The organism is Pseudogemmobacter bohemicus (assembly GCF_003290025.1).
GTDB classification, from domain to species: Bacteria; Pseudomonadota; Alphaproteobacteria; order Rhodobacterales; family Rhodobacteraceae; genus Pseudogemmobacter; species Pseudogemmobacter bohemicus.
Window position 1 is genome coordinate 574,032 of the sequence record NZ_QNHG01000002.1, and the last position, 19,020, is coordinate 593,051.

The following is a 19,020-nucleotide window of genomic DNA, read 5'->3' on the forward strand; positions in this document are numbered from 1 at the left end:
CTGGTCATTCATCGAAAACGGACCTTAGCCCCCGTCAGGATGGGACACATAGTCCTTGCATATAACACGAAAGAGCCAGGCCCCGATGCCCGGCCCATACCAACAAAGGGAGCGAACCATGACTGTGAGGAAAAGCCTGACCGCCAGACTGCTGGCCGCCACGATCTGCGCCACGGCCCTGTTGCCCGGCGCCGCCATGGCCGAGACGCTGCGTCTGCTGACCTGGGGCGGCTATGCCCCCGACAATGTTATCGCGCTGTTCGAGAAGGAATATCCCGATATCGACGTCGAGGTGACGCTGTCGAACAACGAGGAAATGGTTGCCAAACTGCGCGCCACCGGCGGTGCCGGGTTCGACCTTGCCCAGCCCAGCCATGACCGCATCTTTGCTGCGCAAAGCGAGTTCGACATCTATAAGCCGCTTGATCTGTCGAAGATCGAGACCGGCAAGATGCAGGCCAATCTGCTGGAGGCCGTGAAGGCCAATACCACCATCGACGGCGGGGTCTATGCCGTGCCGCATCAATGGGGCACCACCGGCCTTGTGGTCGATGTGACCAAGGCGCCGGATGTGAAAGACTGGGCCGATCTGTGCAAAGAGGAATACAAAGGCAAGACCTCGATGCGCCTGCGCCGGACCATCCTTCTGGGGATGGGCTTCTCGCTCGGCTATGATCCGTTCGCGCTTTACAACGACACCGCCGCCTATACCGAGATGCTCGACAAGGTGGCCGAGAAGATGATCGCCTGCAAATCGGTGATCAAGACCTACTGGAATGGCGGTGATGACCTCTCGACGCTCTTGCTGTCGGGTGAGGTTGTGGCCTCGGAATCCTGGGATTCGACCGCGTTCAAGCTGTATGGCGAGAACCAGAACCTCGTCTATGTGCCGCCGTCCTCGGGCGCGCTGACCTGGATCGACACCTTTGTGATCCCCTCCAAGGGCCGCGCCGATGATGCCGCCTATAAGTGGATCAACTTTGTGATGCGGCCGGAAATCGTGACGATGATGTCGGATTCGACCGGCGCGATTGCTGCGGTCGAGGGCGGGATCGAGCTGCTTCCCGAGGCGAAGAAGGCTGCCGTCAAACTGGCCTTTGACGATGCCGCCATCGCGAATATGAAGTTCTTCGCGAATATCCCTCCGGGGCTGGAAGACATCGAAGGCAAGGTGCTGGAACGTATCAAGGCGGCCTCGGGCAACTGACACCTCGGTTCCTGAGCCGGTGGCAGGCGGTGCGCCGCCTGCCTTCGCGTTTTCCCCTCTTTCATGGGCGCCAAATGCACGATCTGGAATGTGTGAATCTGACCAGGATTTTTGGTCGCCATATCGCGGTGAATGATGTCTCTTTCACCGTGCCGCGCGGGTCGTTCTTTTCGATCCTCGGGCCCTCGGGCTGTGGCAAGACCACGCTGATGCGGATGATCGCGGGGTTCGAGACACCGGATTCCGGTGATATCCGCATCAAGGGAAAATCGGTGCTGGAGGTGGCGCCGAACAGGCGTTCGGTCAAGATGGTGTTCCAGCACCTGGCGCTGTTTCCGATGATGACGGTCGGCGAGAATATCGCTTACGGGCTGAAATGCCGGGGCGAGAACCGGTCGGATATCACCCGCAAGGTTGCCGATGTTCTGGCCAGGATCGGGTTGCCCGGGGTTCAGGACAAGCAGATCTCGCAGCTTTCGGGCGGGCAGAAGCAACGCATCGCCATCGCGCGCTGCATGGTGCTGGAGCCGGATGTCCTGCTGCTGGACGAGCCGCTCGGCGCGCTGGATCTGAAGCTGCGCGAGCAGATGAAGATCGAGCTGAAGCTGCTGCAGCACCAGTTCAACACCACCTTCCTCTATATCACCCATGACCAGTCCGAGGCGCTGGTCATGTCCGACAATGTCGCGGTGATGAATGCCGGGCGCTTCGAGCAGATCGGCACTCCGAAAGAATTGTACAACCAGCCCGGCTCGGGCTTTGTTGCGGGCTTTGTCGGCGATACCAATCGCTGGCTCGGGCGGGTTACCGGCCTCAGCGGTGACGAGGCGCGGATCGCGCTGGACGCTGGCCCGGAAATCATCGCCCGCGCCGGCGGGGCTCTGGTCGCAGGCGCGCGGGCCGAGATCTTCTTTCGCCCCGAAACGGTCTCACTGACCCCGATCGAGGGCGCCAACCAGCTTTCGGGCGTGGTTGACAGTCTTTTGTTCAACGGCGCCAATTCGCGGATCCTGTTGCGCAGCTCCGACCGGCTGATCGAGATCGCCCAGGGTGTGATGGATGCGACCACGCCGGTTGCGCGCGGCGATTCTGCGATCGCCTGGTTCCGCCCTGCCCATGCGCTGGCCTTTGCCGCGCCAGAGGCGGGCTGAGGCGATGAAAAGCTCTGACGCCAGCCGCCTGACGCTGATCCTCCTCTTCGCGCCTTTCGCGCTGTGGATCATATTGCTGATCATCCTGCCGCAGATCGGGGTCGGCTGGCTGTCCCTGCGCGAAAAGCTGGGGCCGCGGGAATATGCGTTCGGTTTCGGCAATTATCTCGATTTCTTCCGCGAGCCGATCTACTGGAACACGCTTTTGCGCACCGCCTGGATCTCGGTGCTGGTCACCATCCTCGCGCTGCTGATCGGCTTTCCGGTCGCCTGGTATATCGCGAAAATCGCGCGGCAGCGGTCGCGCGCGGCTTTGTTCCTGATGTGCCTGATTCCGCTTTGGGTGTCGGACCTGGTGCGCGCTTTCGGCTGGATCCTTTTGCTGCGCGAGACGGGGATCGTCTCGGGCATGTTGCAATGGGCGGGGCTGAGTTCCGGCCCGGTCGAATTGCTTTACAACGACATCACCGTGGTGATCGGCATGGTCTATACGGTGGTTTTGTTTATGATCGTGCCGCTGGTCTCGACGCTGGATGGTATGGACAATGCGCTCTTAGAGGCCGGCTACAATCTCGGCGGCAGCCGGATGACCGTGTTCCGCCGCATCGTCATTCCCTATGCGATGCCGGGGATCGTGGCGGGCTGCATCATCACCTTCATGCTGGCGGCGGGCAGCTATCTGACGCCGATCCTTCTCGGCGGCAAAAACTCCATGTGGTTCACCGAGCAGATCTACGAGCAGTTCGTCACCCGCTATAACTGGGAATCCGGCGCGACTTTCGGCGTGCTGCTTCTGGTCTTCACCTCGGCCGTGGTCTGGCTTGGGCTGCGGCTGACGGGGCAGAACCTTGCCTCCACCGTGGCGAAGGAGTGAGCAGATGAACGTCGCCGCCCCCCGCTCCGGTCTGATGCGTGGCCTTTATATCGGCTATATGCTGGCCTTTTTCTTCTACCTCGCCGCGCCGCTGGCCGCCGCCGCGATCTTTGCCTTCAACGATTCCCAGTTCCCGGCGCTGCCCTGGAAAGGGTTCACCCTGAACTGGTTTTTCGGCAGTACCGAGCCTCAGATCGGCCTGTTCAACGACCGCCGCCTGATGGCGGGGCTGATCAATTCGCTCTGGATCGGGGTGATCGTCTCGGCACTTTCGGTGGTGATCGGCACCTGCAACGCGTTTTTGTTCGAGCGGAAGAGCTTCCCCTTCAAAAGCGCGCTTTATGTGCTGATGATCGTGCCGCTGGTGATCCCGGGTGTGATCCTCGGCATCTCGATCCTGGTGTTTTCCAGCATGATCGCCAATGGCGTCAGCGATGCCTTTTGGTGGGAATGGGATTTCCTGCGCCCGGGCGTGTTGCTGGTGATCCTGGGGCAGTTGTCATTTCTGGTGACGATCACCACGCTGGTGATCTCGGCCCGGCTGCGGAAATTCGACATCGCGCTGGAAGAGGCGGCGCTGAACCTTGGCGCGTCCAGGGTCAGGGTGCTGGCAACAGTGACGCTGCCTTACCTCGCGCCGGCGCTGTTTTCCGGCTTTGTGGTGGCGTTTCTGGTGTCGTTCGAGAATTTCAACACGACGCTGATGCTGGTCGGCTCGGATGCTCCGCTGACGATCACCATGTATGACCGCATGGTCAAGGTCGGCTCGACGCCGGTTCTGAATGCGGTTTCGGTGTTCCTGATGATCGGCTCGGGGCTGCTGGCGCTGGCCAGCGTCTTCGCACAGCGCCCGCGTCGCGGCGAGGGCTGAGCCCCGCCGCGCGCTGATGTGTCAGCGCAGGGCCGCTTCGATATTGCCGCCATCCACGGTCATCACATGGGCGGTGGTGCGGGCCGCGCTTGCCAGCGCAGTGAAACCCTGCGCGACATGGCTCGCCTCGACCTCGCGGCCGAGAAGATTTCCCCCCATATAGCTGGCCTCATCAAGGCCGCGCGCGGCGGACCGCGCCGCGATCATCTCGCCGGTCAGGAGGCCCGAGCGGATACGGTCCGCATTGATCCCGTTCACGCGGATCCCCTCGGATCCCAGTTCCAGCGCCAGCTGGCGCAACAGGAAGAAGGTTGTCGCTTTGGGCAAGCCATAGGCGCCGAAATTCCTGCCCGGGTTCACCGCCTGTTTCGAGACATTGATCAGGATCTGCCCGGCATCGCCCGCGCCGCGGGTGCCGCGTGCCGCGGTCTGGGCGCGGAACACCGCGACAGCCGCGCGGGCAAAGGCCTGATGGGCAAAGAAATTCAGCTCGAAACTCTGCCGCAGGATGTCATCCGGCAGGGTTGCGATCTCGCCATTGATCGCCGCGCCGGCATTGGAGACGAGGATATCAAGCCCGCCGAACCGCGCCACACAGGCCTGCACCGCAACCTCTGCCGCGCCTTTCAGCGTGATGTCGCAGGCAATCCCGCCATGGTCGCGGCCAAGGGTCTTCAGCGCGGTATCAAGCAGCGCCTCGTCCCGGTCGACAAGGAACAAAGCCGCCCCTTCCGCTGCAAAGGCCCGAGCCGTGGCGAGGCCAATCGCGCCTGCGCCGCCGGTGACCAGCACCACCTTGCCCTGAAAGCGCGGCGGCTTGCCTTTGCCAAGCTTGGCCTGTTCCAGCGACCAGTACTCCATCTCGAACAGGTCGCGCTCGCCAATCGGATAAAACCCGCCAAGCCGCTCGCCATCCGCCATCACGCGGGTGGTCTGGCTGCCGATATCGCCCGCAATCCGCGCCGCCGCCGCATTGGCGCCGATACCGACCACGCCCTCACCCTCGATCCAGGCGAGGCCGGGCATCGGCGAGAGCATGGTCTTCGGCGTTGCGGCCTGGGGCGCCTGGCGGTCAAAATAGGCGCCATATCCGGCGGCGAAATCGCTTACCGCCTTGCGCAGCGCATCGGGGCCACCGGCCAGGGTCTCGCGGGTGATCACCAACGGGTTGCCCTTGGTGCGGATCACATGATCCGGGGTTGCCACGCCGCGTTTCGCCAGCGACGCGAGATCGCCCCGCAAGGTAAAGGCGCGGATCGCATCATCGGCGCGCAGATCGAGGACCGGCATTCCCGCAGTCTCGGGCAGACAGGATGCCAGCGCGCCGCGCAAGCCCGCCAGCACTTCGGCCAGCCGGGGCGGCGGCAAAGCCGCGCCGGGCCAGACCGGGCCGGGGCGGCGTTGGGCCAGCCAGGCCTCGACCTCATTGGTGTGGGAAATCAGCCGGTCGTAAGAGGCCTTCGCCCCGGGTCCCCAGGTGAAATGGCCGTGATTGACCAGCAAAAGGCCCTCGGCTTCGGGATTCGTGTCATAGGCATCCGCCGCCGCCTTGGCCAAAGCAAAGCCCGGCATGATATAGGGAAGCAGCGTCAGCCGGTCGCCGAAAATCTCACGCGTGGCCGCCGCGACCTCGGGCAGGTTCGCGAGTGTCAGAAAGGCCGTCGCATGGGTGTGATCGACATATTTATGCGGGATCCAGGCATGCAGCAGCGTCTCGACCGAGGGGTTGGGGCCTGAACTGTCCATCAGATTGGCGCGCTGCACGTCGACCATCGCCTCGTCGGACAGCGCGGCCAGCCCGCGCAGCCGCGAAAGCGGCGCCATGCGCACGGCGGGCAAACCGGCGGCGGCAATCGTCTCGAGATCCCAGCCCGAGCCCTTTACATGCAGCACATCGACGGTGTCGCCGTAAACGTCGACGGCCTGCGCCTTCATCGAGGTATTGCCGCCCCCATGCATGACCATATCGGGGTCGCGCCCGATGATACGCGAGGAATAGACCCTGAGCGCCAGTTCCCGCGCCGCCGGATCGGACCCCGCCGCATCCTGCAAAGCCCGCGCCTCGGCCTCATCCCAGAGATTCACCCTCATTTGCACCCTCCCCGGTGGATGATTAAGACTGCCTGCTCACAGGCGATTGCAGGACTGTCCGGCATTGTCTACAAATGTCAATTATACCTGTCAAACGTAGAATGGAGTCAGCGGTGACCCCCACCTCCCGGCGGCGCACAATCGGCCAGGTCAGCGGCGAGAATGCCGTGATCGAGGTGGCCTGGCTTTATTACCACGAGGGGCTGAACCAGAAGGACATTGCCGAAACGCTGAGCATCTCGCGCGCGACGGTGGTGAATTATCTGCAGGAGGCGCGCGAGCGCGAGCTGATCCGGATCACCCTGGCGGCGCCGGCCTTTACCACGCATCGGCTGGCTTCGGATCTCTGCTGCCGCTTTGGTCTGAAAGCGGCCTATGTGGTCCCCGATGAGGGCGCCGGGGTCGAGGATGCCTTTCGCCGGGTGGTGAAAGGTGCTGCGCTCTGGCTGCCGGATCTGCTGGCGGCGGGCGACAATCTGGGCGTGGCCTGGGGGCGCACCGTATATGACCTCGCCGAGGCGCTGGAGATCACCCGCACCGAAGAGATGACCGTGTTGCAGCTGGTTGGCTCGATGGCGACGCCTTATGGCTTTACCGCCGAGGCCTGTTCGACCCGGCTGGCGCAGCGTCTCGGGGCGCGCTGTCTGAACCTCCACGCCCCGGCGATCCTGTCCAGCGCCGAGCTGGCCGGCGCGCTGAGGGCCGAGCCGATCATCCGGGTGCAGCTTGATGAGATCGAAAAGCTGAACAAGCTTTTGTTCTCGGTCGGCACTGCGGCAGAGGACAGCCATATCGTGTCCAGCGGTCTCGCGACCATGGAGGATCTGGCGCATTACAGGGCGCATGGCGCGGTGGGGGTGATCTGCGGCCGGTTCGTCGATGCCAAAGGCCGCCCGATCCCCGGCCCGATGGAGGATCGCATGATCGGCATCCCGCTGGAGCGGTTGACGGGCCTTGATATGGGCATTCTGGTGACCCCCGGCCATGACAAGGTTCAGGCCACGATGGCGGCGATAAGGGGCGGTTATGCCACGCATCTGGTCACCGGGTTGACCGTGGCCGAGGCGCTGCTGGCGCAGGATCTGTAACCCCGCGCCAGCCCATTCCTGTGCCATCATCGTTTCAGCGCGGCGGCCTTCAGATCGCCGAACATCGCCTCCATCGCGTCCGCATCTGCGGCCACAACACCGCGCTCGGTGATCAGGCCGGTGACCAGCGCCGCCGGTGTCACGTCAAAGGCCGGGTTGCGGCCGCCTGTGCCGTCGGGGCTGATCTGCACCTGGATGATTTTCCCCGAGGCGTCTTTGCCCTGGACATGGGTGACCTCGGTGTCCGAGCGCTCTTCGATGGGGATTTCCTTCACCCCGTCCACCACCGTCCAGTCGATGGTGGGCGAGGGCAGCGCGACATAGAAAGGCACGCCATTGGCCTTTGCCGCCAACGCCTTCAGGTATGTCCCGATCTTGTTGCAGACATCGCCCTGGGCGGTGGTGCGGTCGGTGCCGACGATCACCAGATCGACCTCGCCATGCTGCATCAGATGGCCGCCTGCATTGTCGACGATCAGATCATGGCTGACGCCCGCCGAGTTCAGCTCCCAGGCGGTCAGCTGGGCGCCCTGGTTGCGGGGCCGCGTCTCATCGACAAAGACATGCACCGGAATGCCGGCGAGGGCGGCGTGATAGATCGGCGAGGTCGCGGTGCCCCAGTCGACCGTCGCGGGCCAGCCCGCATTGCAATGGGTCAGGATATTGACCCGTTGCCCCGGCTTTCTGGCCGCAATCTCGCGGATCAGCGCGAGGCCATGTTCCCCGATCCGCCGGTTGATCTCGACATCTTCATCCGCGATCTCGTCGGCGCGTTTCGCCGCCGCAGCCGCGCGGGCCCCGGGCGCCAGCGGGCGCAGCAGCCGGTCCATCTCATCCAGCGCCCAGCGGAGGTTGATCGCGGTGGGGCGGGTTTCGTGCAGCACCTCCCAGGTCTCAGTGAGGGAGGCATCCGAGGGGTCGCGCGCCATCTGATCCGCCACGCCGTAAGCCGCCGTCGCCCCGATCAGCGGCGCACCACGCACCCACATATCGCGGATCGCGACCGCATAATCGTCGCGCGTGGTCAAAGGTACGATGCGCAGCTCATGCGGCAGCCAGCGCTGGTCGATGATCATCACCTGGCCCGTCGCCTCGCGCCAGATCGAGCGGTAGGGTTTGCCATTGATCTTCACAGGTGGTTCTCCTGGGCAATGCGCCGCGCAAGGTCGAGCACGGCAGGGGTTCCGGTCAGGCCATTGCGGCCATGGATCAGCGCAGTGCCAAGCGCCAGCGCGCGTGTCTCGCAGGCGGCGCGGGTGGGCTCGTCGCTGATCCGTTCGAAATCGGCATTATGGGCGAGGCCAAGGACGCGGCGATGGATCTCGACCCCGCAGAACCCAAGCGCATCGCGCCAGATCGCGCCGAGGCGTTCGGTGCGGGCGATCTCGCTGGCGAGGCTGTGGCCCTGATCCTCGTAAAGTGTCGCCTGGTAGAGGATGCCACTCCGCTCTTCGCGCCAGAGGCGGGTGAATTCGGCCTCGAACATGGTCCAGATGGTCTCGGTGACGGCAAGCAGCCAGTCCTGATAGACGGCCCTTGCGCCGGGTGTCGTCTCATGCCCGGGCTGCGCCATAAAGGCCATCAGGAAGTTGGAAATCAGCATGCCCACGTCAAAGCCAATCGGGCCGTAAGTGGCGAATTCCGGGTCGATCACGCGGATATCGTCGTCTGAGACCATGATCGAGCCGGTATGGAGATCCCCGTGCAGCATCGTCTCGGCCTGCGAGGTGAAGGCCATTTTCAGATGCTGCGCCGCGACTTTCAGCGTCATATCGCCCTGGATCCGGGCGATGGCACCCTCAAGCCCCGGCGTGTGCCGGTTCAGACTGGCATTGAAGTACGGGTCAGAAAAGACAAGGTTTTCTGTGATATCGCACAGCTCGACATTGCCCGCAAACAGCGCCAGATCGGCCTTTTTGTCGGCGGTTTTCATCGAGAGATCCGAGCCCCGGAACAGCGTCCGCGCGCAGAATTCCCCCAGTCTTTCGCCGAGGTTTTCGTAGCGTTTTCCCTGGATCAGCCCATGGCGCAGGATGATATGGGGCGTCAGGAATTCCATCACGACAATGGCCTGCGTCTCGTCGAAATACCAGATCTCGGGCACCGAGCCAGGGTCGCGCGCCTCCTGCCGGATCAGCGCGTTATACTCAAAGAAGCTGCGTTTCAGCGGCAGCGGCCAGGATTCCCCCACCAGCCGCACATAGGGAAGCGCCTGTTTCACAATCGCCGCGCCCAGCCTGCCGCGCAGGATGAAAACAAGGTTCAGGTTGCCATCGCCAACCTCCTCGACCTGCCAGCTGTCAGCCGGGCCAACACGGTCCAGCAACACATCCAGCCCGCCCAGACGGGTTGGCAGCGTCTCGGGCGTCAGCGCCCGGTAATCAGACGGAATCACGGTCTCTCCTCCCGGAATCGGGGCCTTGCGCGGAAGGTGCAGGGCCCTTGTCCTGTTCGGCCAATGGGCGGATTCCTCCTGCCGCCCACTGGCTTCGCAGCTCAGAATTTCCATTCTTCCGGCATTTGTCAAACGTTATTGACTTTTGAATAATCACAGCGATAGCCTGGGGATGGGAGAGGAGACCACCGTGCCGCAGGATGCCATCGTTATTACGGGGCTGACCCGATCTTTTGCGCGCAACCATGTGCTTCGCGGGGTGAATCTGACCCTGCCGGCGGGCAAGGTCACCGTGTTGATGGGCGCGAACGGCGCGGGGAAATCCACGCTGGTCAAGATTCTTTGCGGCGTGCAGCGGCGGGATGCGGGTCAGATCACACTGGACGGTATGCCCTTTGATCCGCCAGACCCGGCCGCTGCGCTGCGGGCCGGGGTGGTGACGGTGCATCAGAATATCAATGACGGTGTGGCACCCGATCTCGACGTGGCCTCGAACCTCTTGCTGGATGAACTGGCTGCGGGCTCGTCCTTCTTTCTGAATACCCGCCGGATGCGTGAAGAGGCGCGGCGGATTGCCGGTGCCGTGGGGCTGGAGGTCGATGTTTCGCGCCCGGTGCGCGAGCTGGTGCTGGCTGACCGCCAGCTGGTTTCCATCGCGCGGGCCATGTCGCATCACCCGCGGCTGTTGATCCTGGACGAGCCGACCTCGTCGCTTTCGGCGGCAGAAACGGAACGCCTGTTCACATTGATCGACCGGCTCAGGGCCGAGGGGGTGGCGATCCTTTATATTTCCCACCGCATGTCGGATATCCGCCGCCTTGCCGACCGGATCGTGTCGATGCGGGACGGTCAGATTTCCGGCCAGTTCGAGGGGGATACCCTTGATTACGCTGGCGCGGTGCGCGCCATGCTGGGCCATGAGATCACCGAGGTCGATATCGCCATTCCGCCCCAGGGTCGCGCCGTGATCGAGGCGCGCGCGCTGCGTCTGCGGCCCGATTCGGTGCCGTTTGACCTCAGCCTGCATGAGAATGAGGTGGTTGCGATCACCGGCCTCGTTGGTTCGGGGAAGTCGGCCTTCGCCGAGGTGCTTTACGGCGTCTCCCGCGCGGTCGGGGGGCAGATCACCCTGGACGGAAGCGCCTATACGCCGCAGAATCCCGGCGTGGCGGTCAAAGCGGGGGTGTTCCTTTCGGCCAAGGACCGGCTTTTGAATGCGGTGATCCCGGAATTCGACATCACCCGCAATATGACGCTGCCCTTCCTGTCGCGCCATGCCGGGCTGTTGGCGCTGCTCCGCCCCGGCTCCGAGCGCGGCACCGCGACAAGGATGATCGGTGAGATGGGGGTCGTCTGCCAGAGCCCGAAGGACAGCATCCTGACGCTTTCCGGCGGCAATCAGCAAAAGGTCGTGGTCGCGCGCTGGCTGGCCGAAGCCTCGCGCCTTCTGATCCTCGATGAACCCTTCCAGGGCGTCGACATCCAGGCCCGCCGCGATATCGGTCGCCATATCCGCGCCAGTGCCTCGGGGCGTGCCACGCTCGTCCTTTGCGCCGAGATCGACGAGGCGCTGGAGGTCGCGGACCGCATCCTTGTGATGAGCGAGCACTCGATCATCGGCGCCCATCGCAACCAGAATATCGACCTTGGCCTTGTCATGGCGCAGGTCACCGAATCCGCCGCAGGACATGTCGCATGAAAAGAGACTTCAATTTTACCGATTTCGCGATCCGCTACGGGTTTCTGATCCTGATGGCAGGGCTGGTGATCGGGTTTTCCATCGCGCAGCCGGCCTTCCTGACCGCGCGGAGCGGCGTGTTCATCCTGCAATCGGTTGCGATCACCGGCATTCTGGCGCTTGGGGTGACGGCGACGCTGGTGGTCGGCGGGTTTGATCTGTCCATCGGGGCGGTGGCGACTTCGGCCCTGATGCTTTCGGCCTATACGATGGTGATCTGGGATCTGGGCGCGGTCGAGGCGGTGGTGTTCTGCCTGGCGATGGGGGCCTTTGTCGGGTTGGTGAACGGGCTGCTGATCGTCAAGATGCGGGTGCCGGATCTGCTGGCGACGCTAGGAATGATGTTCCTGCTGATGGGGCTGCAGCGCATCCCGACGGAAGGAAATTCCATCTCGACCGGTATGTCGCTGCCTGATGGCAGCACCGCGAGCGGGGTCTTCTCGCCCGGCTTCCTGATGCTGGGGCGGCATCGGCTGGATTTCATCCTGGATGATCTGGTGCCGCTGTCGGTGGTGTTCCTGATCGTGATCGCGCTGCTGGTCTGGGGGTTTCTTGAACTGACCCGCCATGGCCGCGTGATGTATGCGATCGGGTCGAACGCCAAAGCCGCGAGCCTCGCGGGGATCAACGTGAATTTCTATCGCGTGCTGGCCTATGTGATTTCGGGCACACTGGCCTCTTTCGGCGGCATCCTCTTGTCGGCGCGGCTGGGGCGCGGCGATGTGGCCTCGGGGAACAACCTGCTGCTGGATGCGGTCGCTGCCGCGCTGATCGGCTTTGCCGTGCTGGGCGCCGCGAAACCGAACGCCTTTGGCACCGCCATCGGTGCGCTGTTTGTCGGCATCCTCTTGCAGGGTCTGACGATGCTGAACGCGCCCTATTACACCCAGGATTTCATCAAGGGCGCCGTTCTCGTCGTCGCCCTCGTTTTTACCTTCGCGCTTTCCGGTCGGGGAGGCCGGGCGCGCGGCTAGTCACGCCGAATAATGGAGAAGAGGGAGGAAACCATGATCTCCAGACGGATGTTTGCAGGGCTTTTGGCCGGGGTCGCGCTGATCCCGGGGCTGGCGGTGGCGCAGGATGCGCCGGCGCCGTTCGACAAGCCGGGCGAGGTGAAGATCGCGCTGGTGCGCTATCTTTCCACCGGTGATTTCTTCCAGGCCTATCTTTCGGGTGTGGAAAAGCAGTCAGAGGCCCTGGGCGTCAGCCTCCAGGTGTTTGACTCGCGCCAGGATGCGGCTTTGCAGGCCGATATGGTCGATCAGGCCATCGCGCTTGGGGTTGATGGCATCATCATCCAGCACGGTCTGACCGAATCGATGAAAGAGGCCGCGCAGCGCGCCGTCGATGCCGGAATCAAGGTCGTCGCTTTCGACGTGAATGTCGAAAACGCCGCCATCCCGCAGGTCGAACAGTCTGACCGCGACCTGGCACGTCTGGCGCTGGAACAGGCGATCAAGGATCAGGGTGAGACCTGGACCGCCGGTTACGTCTATGTCCCCGGCATTGCGCCGCTTGACCGCCGCGACGAGACCTGGAAAGAGTTCAAGGCGAAATATCCGGGCATCACCGAGAAAGCGATGTTCGGCACCATGGACAACCCGATCGCGAATTCGGTCGCGAACCAGGCGCGCTCGGTGCTGTCTGCCAACCCCGACATCCAGGTCGTCTTTGCCCCCTATGACGAATTCGCCAAGGGCGTGAAGATCGCCGTCGACGAGGCCGGCATGGGTCAGGATGTGGCGATCTATTCGGCGGACGTGTCGACCGCCGATATCGCGCTGATGCGCGAGGAAGGCTCCAGCTGGAAAGCCACCGCCGCGACCAACCCCGCCGTGGTGGGTGAGGTCTCGGTGCGCACGCTCGCGCAGCTGCTGGCGGGCGAAGAGGTCGGCGCACAGGTCATCGTTCCGCCGACGCTGATCACCCAGGCCGAACTGAATGAGCTGAACATCTCGAATATGGAAGAGCTGGGCGCGAAGATGCCGGCCTTTGTCCATGCCGAGGTCTCGGTCAGCCCCTGGATGAAGCTGCCCGCACGTTGAACACTGACCGGGGCCGGCCTGTCCGGCCCCGCCTTTCCGCGATGAGGCCACAGATGCAAAATTCCCGAACCACCGAAGATGTGGCCCATGGCATCCGCTGCCGCGTTTTTGAGCACACGATGCGCAACAATGGCGGCTATCTGAGCCAGGCCTGTTCCGCTGCCGAACAGCTGGCGTTTCTTTACAACGAGGCGCTCAATCTCGGCCCCTCGACCATGCCGCTGGTGCCGCCGCCTTTTGGTGGCGTGCCCTCTGCCGGTAACCATGATTACCGCACCGGCGCCGGTTATAACGGGCCCTTTGACATGGTGCATGACCGGCTGTTCATCGCGCCTGCCCATTACGCGCTGGTGGCTTATGCCTGCCTGATCGAGGTGGGTCGCATGGCCCCCGAAGGGCTGGAAATGTTTAACCAGGACGGATCTTCGGTCGAGATGATCGGCGCCGAACATTCCCCGGGGATGGAGGTGCATAACGGCACGCTCGGCATCGGGCTCTCCACCGGCGCCGGCCTCGCCTGGGGCCGCAAACGCAAAGGCGAGACCGGCGAGGTTTGCGTCTATATGTCGGATGGTGAGGTCCAGGAGGGCCAGACATGGGAGGCGGTTCAGGCCGCCGCCCATCACGGTATAGACAATCTCTGGGCGCTGATGGACGTCAACCGTCAGCAATGCGACGGCGCAATGGATTCTGTTATGACCGTCGGCGACATCGCCACCAAATTCCGCAATTTCGGCGCTGTGGTCGCCGAGGTCGATGCCCATGACCTGACCGCTCTGCGCGAGGCCAAAGCCACGCCCCATGCGGGCCAGCCGCTGATCATCCTCGCCCATTCCAGCCCCACGAAAGGCATGGACTTCCTCATGCGTCGCTTTCCGCGTCTGCATTACGTCCGGTTCAAATCCGATGAGGAACGCTGTGAGATGAACATCGCCATCGCCGCCGGGCTTGGCATCGAGCCTGTCGATCTGGGGGAGCACTGAGATGGAAATGGTAAACCGCCCCTATGCCAAAGCCTTCGAGGATTACGCGGTGCAGCACCCCGAGGTGCTTTGCCTCTCTGCCGATCTGACCTCCAGCTGCGAGATCGACGGCTTTCGCGACCGGCACCCGGGCCAGTTCCTCTCGCTCGGCATGGCCGAGCAGAACATGCTGTCTTTCGCGGGCGGGCTGGGGCTGGCGGGCTTCCGGCCCTTCCTGCATTCGTTTGGCGTCTTCCTCTACCGTCGCCCCTATGACCAGCTGATGGCCTCCATCGCCTATCCGCGCCGCCAGGTGCGGCTGATGGGCTTCCTGCCCGGCATCACCACGCCGGGCGGCATGACGCATCAGGCGATCGAGGATATCTCGGTCATGCGCACGATCCCGAATATGACCGTGCTGGAAGCGGGCGACGCCACCGAGGTCGAGAGCATCGTTGCCGCCGCTGACAGCGTTGATGGTCCGGTCTATTGCCGCATCCTGCGCGGCGCGGTGCCGCGCCTGTTCGATACCCCGCTGGAGATCGGCAGGATCCGGGTGCTGGCCGAAGGCACGGATGTGCTGATCATCACCGCCGGCATCACCACCGAAGAGGCGATCCGGGCGCGGGCTGCGCTGAATCGGGCGGGGGTCTCGGTTCGGCACCTGCATCTCAACACGCTGAAACCCTTCGACGCCGCGACGATCCTCGGCCATGCGGAGGCGGTGAAACACGGCGTCATCACGCTGGAAAACCACCTGGTGACCGGCGGCATCGGCTCGATGGTGGGTGAGGCGCTGGCCGAGGCGGGGCTGCCGCGCCGGTTGATCCGGCTGGGCTTGCAGGACACCTATGCGCATGGCGGTTCGCGCCATTATCTCATGCGCTATTACGGTATGGATGCGCTGAGCCTTGTTCGCGCGGCAGAGCGTCTGACCGGTCAACAGACCGGCATTGATGAGGAGGCACTTGGTGCGGTCCGGGTCGAGGCGGTGCATTCGGTGGTCAAGGCCGAGGCGCTTTGATGCGTTTCACCGTCACCTACCGTATCCGCGCCGCAGACCTGGCCGATGCCCGCGCCCGCGCGGAGGCCGTCGCGCTGGAGCAGACGGTCGAGATCCCGCGGGCGGTGGTGCCCAAAGGCTATGTCAAGGATGAAATCCTTGGTCGGGTCGAGGAGGTCGGCACCCTGACCGAGGGGGTCTTTCAGGCAAAAATCTCTTACTCGCCCGACAGTGCCGGGGATGAATTCAGCCAGTTCCTGAATGTGGTTTTCGGCAACAGCTCGATCCAGCAGGGGATCCGTGTCACCGGGGTCGAGCCGGGCGAGACCATGCTGAAGCGCTTTCCGGGGCCGCGTTTCGGGATCAGAGGCATCCGCGCGCGGGTGGGTCGTGCAAAGGGCGGCATGATCGCGCCGGTGCTGAAACCGATGGGCCAGCCGCCCGGGGCTTTCGCGGCGCTGGCGGCGGGTTGTGTGCGGGGTGGTGCCGATATCATCAAGGAAGATCATGGGCTTGCTGGCCAGGCCACAGCGCCGTTCGAGGCGCGGGTCGAGGCGGTGGCGAAAGCCGTGGCCCGCGCCAATCGTGACCATGGCCGCAGCGCGATCTATATCCCGAACCTCTCAGGCCCCGCCGATCAGATCGAGGCGCGGCTCAGGTTCGCGCGGGATGCCGGGGCGGGGGGTGCCATCGTTATGCCGGGGCTTCTTGGCTTTGGCATGGTGCATAGGATCGCGCGGGATGCGGGGCTTGACCTGCCGGTGATGACGCATCCGTCCTTCCTTGGCCCCTGGGTGCTGTCGCCCGATACCGGCATGGATCACGGGGTGATTTTCGGCACGCTTCCGAGGCTGGCAGGGGCGGATATTTCGGTTTTCCCGAATGTGGGGGGACGTTTCGGCTTTTCAGCCGCAGAGTGTAGCCAGATTGCCGATGCCTGCCGTGATCCGGCCGGGCCGGGGGCTTTGACGCTCCCCAGCCCGGGCGGCGGCATGAGCGTTGGGCGCGCCGGCGATATGGTGCGGATGTATGGCCAGGATGTGGTCTATCTGCTGGGCGGCAGCCTGCTGGCCGATCCGCCCAATATCCACCTGGCCGTTGCCGCGATGCGTGAGGCAGTCGACCGGGCCGAAGAGAGCTGAGCCTCAGCCCGCCGCGCTGCCGGGGGTGAACCGCCGCTCCAGCGCCTGGCCGTTTTCGTCGAACAGATGACAATCGGCGGCGTTGAAGCCGATGGTCACCGGCCGATCCGCGACGACATGCTGATCGCCGGGCAGGACGGTGCAGAAGGGCGCGGCGCCCTCGCCCTGGCTGGCCCAGGCGATGGTTTGCTGGCCGAGATGTTCGACCACCGAAGGCGTCACGGTCAGGGTCATCTCGCCTCCGGTCAGCAGCAGATGCTCGGGGCGGATGCCCAGCGACAGGGTCTTTCCGACCGCATCAGGGGGCGCATCGACCGGGATCGTCACCGCCTTGCCCTGCCAGTCGATCGCCGCGCCGGCATCGGTGGCGGCGGTGCAGGTCACGGGCAGGAAATTCATCCGCGGATTGCCAATGAAGCCGGCGACAAAGGTGTTTTGCGGTTTGTGATACAGCTCAAGCGGCGCGCCGACCTGGGCGATATAGCCCGCATTCAGCACCACGATCCGGTCGGCCATGGTCATGGCCTCAATCTGGTCATGGGTGACATAGATCATGGTGGCACCCAGCTGTTTATGCAGCCGGGTGAGCTCGATCCGCATATCCGAGCGCAGGGCGGCATCGAGGTTCGACAGCGGCTCGTCAAAGAGGAAAATCCCGGGCTCGCGCACGATGGCGCGGCCGATGGCGACGCGCTGGCGCTGACCGCCGGACAGCTGGCCGGGCTTTTGTTGCAGCCGCTGATCCAGATGCAGGATCCTGGCCGCCGCCGTGACTTTCTCGCGGATCACCGCCTCGGGCGCCCTCTCAACACGCAGCGGGAAGGCGATATTCTCGAAGACGCTCATATGCGGATAAAGCGCGTAAGACTGGAACACCATGGCAATGCCGCGTTTCACCGGCGGCAGATCGTTCACCCGCTTGCCGTCGATCACGATATCGCCCGAGCTTGTATGTTCCAGCCCGGCAATCATCCTGAGCAGCGTGGATTTCCCGCAGCCCGAAGGCCCGACAAAGACGACGAACTCGCCCTCGGCCACATCGAGACTGACCCCTTTCACGACCTCGAACTGGCCGAAGGTTTTCACCACGTTTTTCAGCGACAACTGGCCCAAAGAGCGGATCCTTTCAATGCGGGGTTCACGGCGGCAGGGGAGAGATGCCGCCGTGACAGGGCCGGGACCGGCCAGAAAGAGAAAGCCGGTCCCGCAGCTGTTACTTATACTCTTCCAGTGCAGCGGCGGCCTTGGTCAGCGCCGCCTGCGGTTCTGCGGTGCCGGTCACGACGGACTGGACCATCTCGATCATCACGTTCTGGAAGCCTTTGTAATCGGTGAACAAAGGCTCGGGTCCGCCGAATTCGATCCCGTCGATGAACGGTTTCCAATAGGGAGAGGCCGCCAGCATCGCATCCACCGCCGGGCTGGGGCGCAGGGGCGTCAGACCGGCGGCGCCACCGGCCTCATATTCTTCCTGAACCCTGGACGAGGTGATGAATTTCGCGAATTCGATGGTTTTTTCCTCGACGCCCGACCCTTTGAACACCGCAAGGCTGTCGGTGATCAGAAGCGTGCCCTTGCCCTTGGCCGAAGGCCCCAGCGGCAGGTCGGTGACACCCCATTCGACCTTGGTATCTGCAAGCAGGAAGGCCGCGCCGACCGAGGCCTGGATCATACCCACCTGGCCATCCAGGAAGATCGCGCGGATCTCGTTCTGCTCATAGGCGGTAGCGCCTTCGACCGAGTAGGGCGTGATGTCCTTATAGGCCTGGAGCGCGGCCAGAACATCCGCATTGTCGATGGTCACATTGCCTTCGGCATCAATGACCTGGCCGTTATTGGTGTAGACCCAGTGCAGGAACTGGTGAACGGTATTGTCAAAGGTCTTGGCGGGCAGGCCATAGCCGGCCTTGCCGGTTTTTTCCTTGATGGTTTTGGCGAATTCGATCTCTTCCGCCCAGGTGGTCGGGGGCTTTTCCGGATCAAGCCCGGCCTCTTTGAACAGACCCTTGTTCCAGTAAAGCGCCTTGGTCGAAAACGCGATCGGCACGCCCCATTGGGTGCCGTCAAAGGTCACGGTGTCGACGATATGCGGGTAATACCCCGCCTTTTCCTCGTCCGACATCGGCACTTCGACGATCAGATCATTCAGCGCGAATTCCTTCAGCGTACGCGAGCCGACATAGGCCATCGAGGCGGGCGAGCCGGCGGCCGCGAGCGTGGTCGCCTTGTCCTGGCACTGGCCCCAGCCGACAACCTCGGGCTTGACGGTCCAGCCTTCATTGGCGGCTTCCCACTCCTTGATATATTTCTCATGGACCGGGTCCATCTTGTCGCCGCAATAAATCCAGCTGATTTCCTCGGCCAAAGCGGGCAGGGCGGTGGTACAGGCCAGCACCACGCCGATCAGGCTTTTCTGAAACAGGTTCGACACGTCACATACTCCCGGTTGTGAA

The 19,020-nt window shown here is 63.5% G+C and carries 16 protein-coding genes; 11 read left to right on the plus strand and 5 right to left on the minus strand.

Features of this window, described 5'->3' with window-relative positions; genetic code table 11:
* The first annotated feature begins 118 nt into the window (after positions 1-118).
* From DRF71_RS10800 to DRF71_RS10815, 4 genes are all read left to right on the plus strand, one after another.
* Positions 119-1,207: an extracellular solute-binding protein gene (locus tag DRF71_RS10800; RefSeq protein ID WP_112310553.1), complete on the plus strand. Its 1,089-nt coding sequence runs from the start codon at positions 119-121 to the stop codon at positions 1,205-1,207.
* A 74-nt stretch (positions 1,208-1,281) separates the two neighbouring features.
* The gene (locus DRF71_RS10805; RefSeq protein ID WP_112310554.1) at positions 1,282-2,358 is read left to right on the plus strand and encodes an ABC transporter ATP-binding protein; all 1,077 of its coding nucleotides are present in this window, start codon (positions 1,282-1,284) and stop codon (positions 2,356-2,358) included.
* 4 nt (positions 2,359-2,362) lie between these two features.
* Positions 2,363-3,232, plus strand: coding sequence for an ABC transporter permease (locus tag DRF71_RS10810; protein ID WP_112311259.1), 870 nt, complete (start codon positions 2,363-2,365; stop codon positions 3,230-3,232).
* A 4-nt stretch (positions 3,233-3,236) separates the two neighbouring features.
* Positions 3,237-4,103 (plus strand): ABC transporter permease, encoded by an 867-nt coding sequence (locus tag DRF71_RS10815; RefSeq protein WP_112310555.1) that lies wholly within the window; start codon positions 3,237-3,239, stop codon positions 4,101-4,103.
* Between the two features lie 21 nt (positions 4,104-4,124).
* On the opposite strand, the gene DRF71_RS10820 is transcribed toward DRF71_RS10815, so the two are convergent.
* Positions 4,125-6,194 (minus strand): bifunctional aldolase/short-chain dehydrogenase, encoded by a 2,070-nt coding sequence (locus DRF71_RS10820; protein WP_112310556.1) that lies wholly within the window; start codon positions 6,192-6,194, stop codon positions 4,125-4,127.
* A gap of 113 nt (positions 6,195-6,307) precedes the next feature.
* Here DRF71_RS10820 and DRF71_RS10825 point away from each other — a divergent pair, with 113 nt between their 5' ends.
* Positions 6,308-7,282, plus strand: coding sequence for a sugar-binding transcriptional regulator (locus DRF71_RS10825; protein ID WP_112311260.1), 975 nt, complete (start codon positions 6,308-6,310; stop codon positions 7,280-7,282).
* Positions 7,283-7,308: 26 nt separating this feature from the next.
* Here DRF71_RS10825 and mtnA read toward each other — a convergent pair whose 3' ends face one another.
* Together mtnA and mtnK are read right to left on the minus strand one after the other, a co-directional pair.
* Complete coding sequence (gene mtnA / locus DRF71_RS10830) at positions 7,309-8,415, minus strand: S-methyl-5-thioribose-1-phosphate isomerase (RefSeq protein ID WP_112310557.1); 1,107 nt, start codon at positions 8,413-8,415, stop codon at positions 7,309-7,311.
* Entirely contained in the window at positions 8,412-9,677 is a 1,266-nt protein-coding gene (gene mtnK / locus DRF71_RS10835; RefSeq protein ID WP_232831446.1) for an S-methyl-5-thioribose kinase, read from the minus strand. Before mtnK ends, mtnA begins: the two co-directional genes overlap by 4 nt.
* A 190-nt stretch (positions 9,678-9,867) precedes the next feature.
* Between mtnK and DRF71_RS10840 the strand changes: the two genes are divergently transcribed.
* The 6 genes from DRF71_RS10840 to DRF71_RS10865 are packed head-to-tail and all read left to right on the plus strand — an operon-like array spanning position 9,868 to position 16,567.
* The gene (locus tag DRF71_RS10840) at positions 9,868-11,376 is read left to right on the plus strand and encodes a sugar ABC transporter ATP-binding protein (protein ID WP_232831448.1); all 1,509 of its coding nucleotides are present in this window, start codon (positions 9,868-9,870) and stop codon (positions 11,374-11,376) included.
* Positions 11,373-12,389 carry an ABC transporter permease gene (locus DRF71_RS10845; RefSeq protein ID WP_112310560.1) on the plus strand — a complete coding sequence of 339 codons (1,017 nt, stop codon included), beginning with the start codon at positions 11,373-11,375 and terminating at the stop codon, positions 12,387-12,389. The genes DRF71_RS10840 and DRF71_RS10845 overlap by 4 nt, the downstream gene beginning before the upstream one ends.
* A 33-nt stretch (positions 12,390-12,422) precedes the next feature.
* Entirely contained in the window at positions 12,423-13,460 is a 1,038-nt protein-coding gene (locus DRF71_RS10850) for a substrate-binding domain-containing protein (RefSeq protein ID WP_112311261.1), read from the plus strand.
* Between the two features lie 53 nt (positions 13,461-13,513).
* The gene (locus tag DRF71_RS10855; protein ID WP_112310561.1) at positions 13,514-14,443 is read left to right on the plus strand and encodes a transketolase; all 930 of its coding nucleotides are present in this window, start codon (positions 13,514-13,516) and stop codon (positions 14,441-14,443) included.
* Between the two features lies 1 nt (position 14,444).
* A complete protein-coding gene (locus DRF71_RS10860; RefSeq protein ID WP_112310562.1) occupies positions 14,445-15,446 on the plus strand; it encodes a transketolase family protein in 1,002 nt (333 codons plus the stop codon).
* Positions 15,446-16,567 carry a RuBisCO large subunit C-terminal-like domain-containing protein gene (locus DRF71_RS10865; RefSeq protein WP_112310563.1) on the plus strand — a complete coding sequence of 374 codons (1,122 nt, stop codon included), beginning with the start codon at positions 15,446-15,448 and terminating at the stop codon, positions 16,565-16,567. The genes DRF71_RS10860 and DRF71_RS10865 overlap by 1 nt, the downstream gene beginning before the upstream one ends.
* Before the next feature lie 3 nt (positions 16,568-16,570).
* On the opposite strand, the gene DRF71_RS10870 is transcribed toward DRF71_RS10865, so the two are convergent.
* The gene (locus DRF71_RS10870) at positions 16,571-17,680 is read right to left on the minus strand and encodes an ABC transporter ATP-binding protein (protein ID WP_112310564.1); all 1,110 of its coding nucleotides are present in this window, start codon (positions 17,678-17,680) and stop codon (positions 16,571-16,573) included.
* Between the two features lie 100 nt (positions 17,681-17,780).
* A complete protein-coding gene (locus DRF71_RS10875; RefSeq protein ID WP_232831450.1) occupies positions 17,781-18,998 on the minus strand; it encodes an ABC transporter substrate-binding protein in 1,218 nt (405 codons plus the stop codon).
* Positions 18,999-19,020 lie beyond the last annotated feature (22 nt).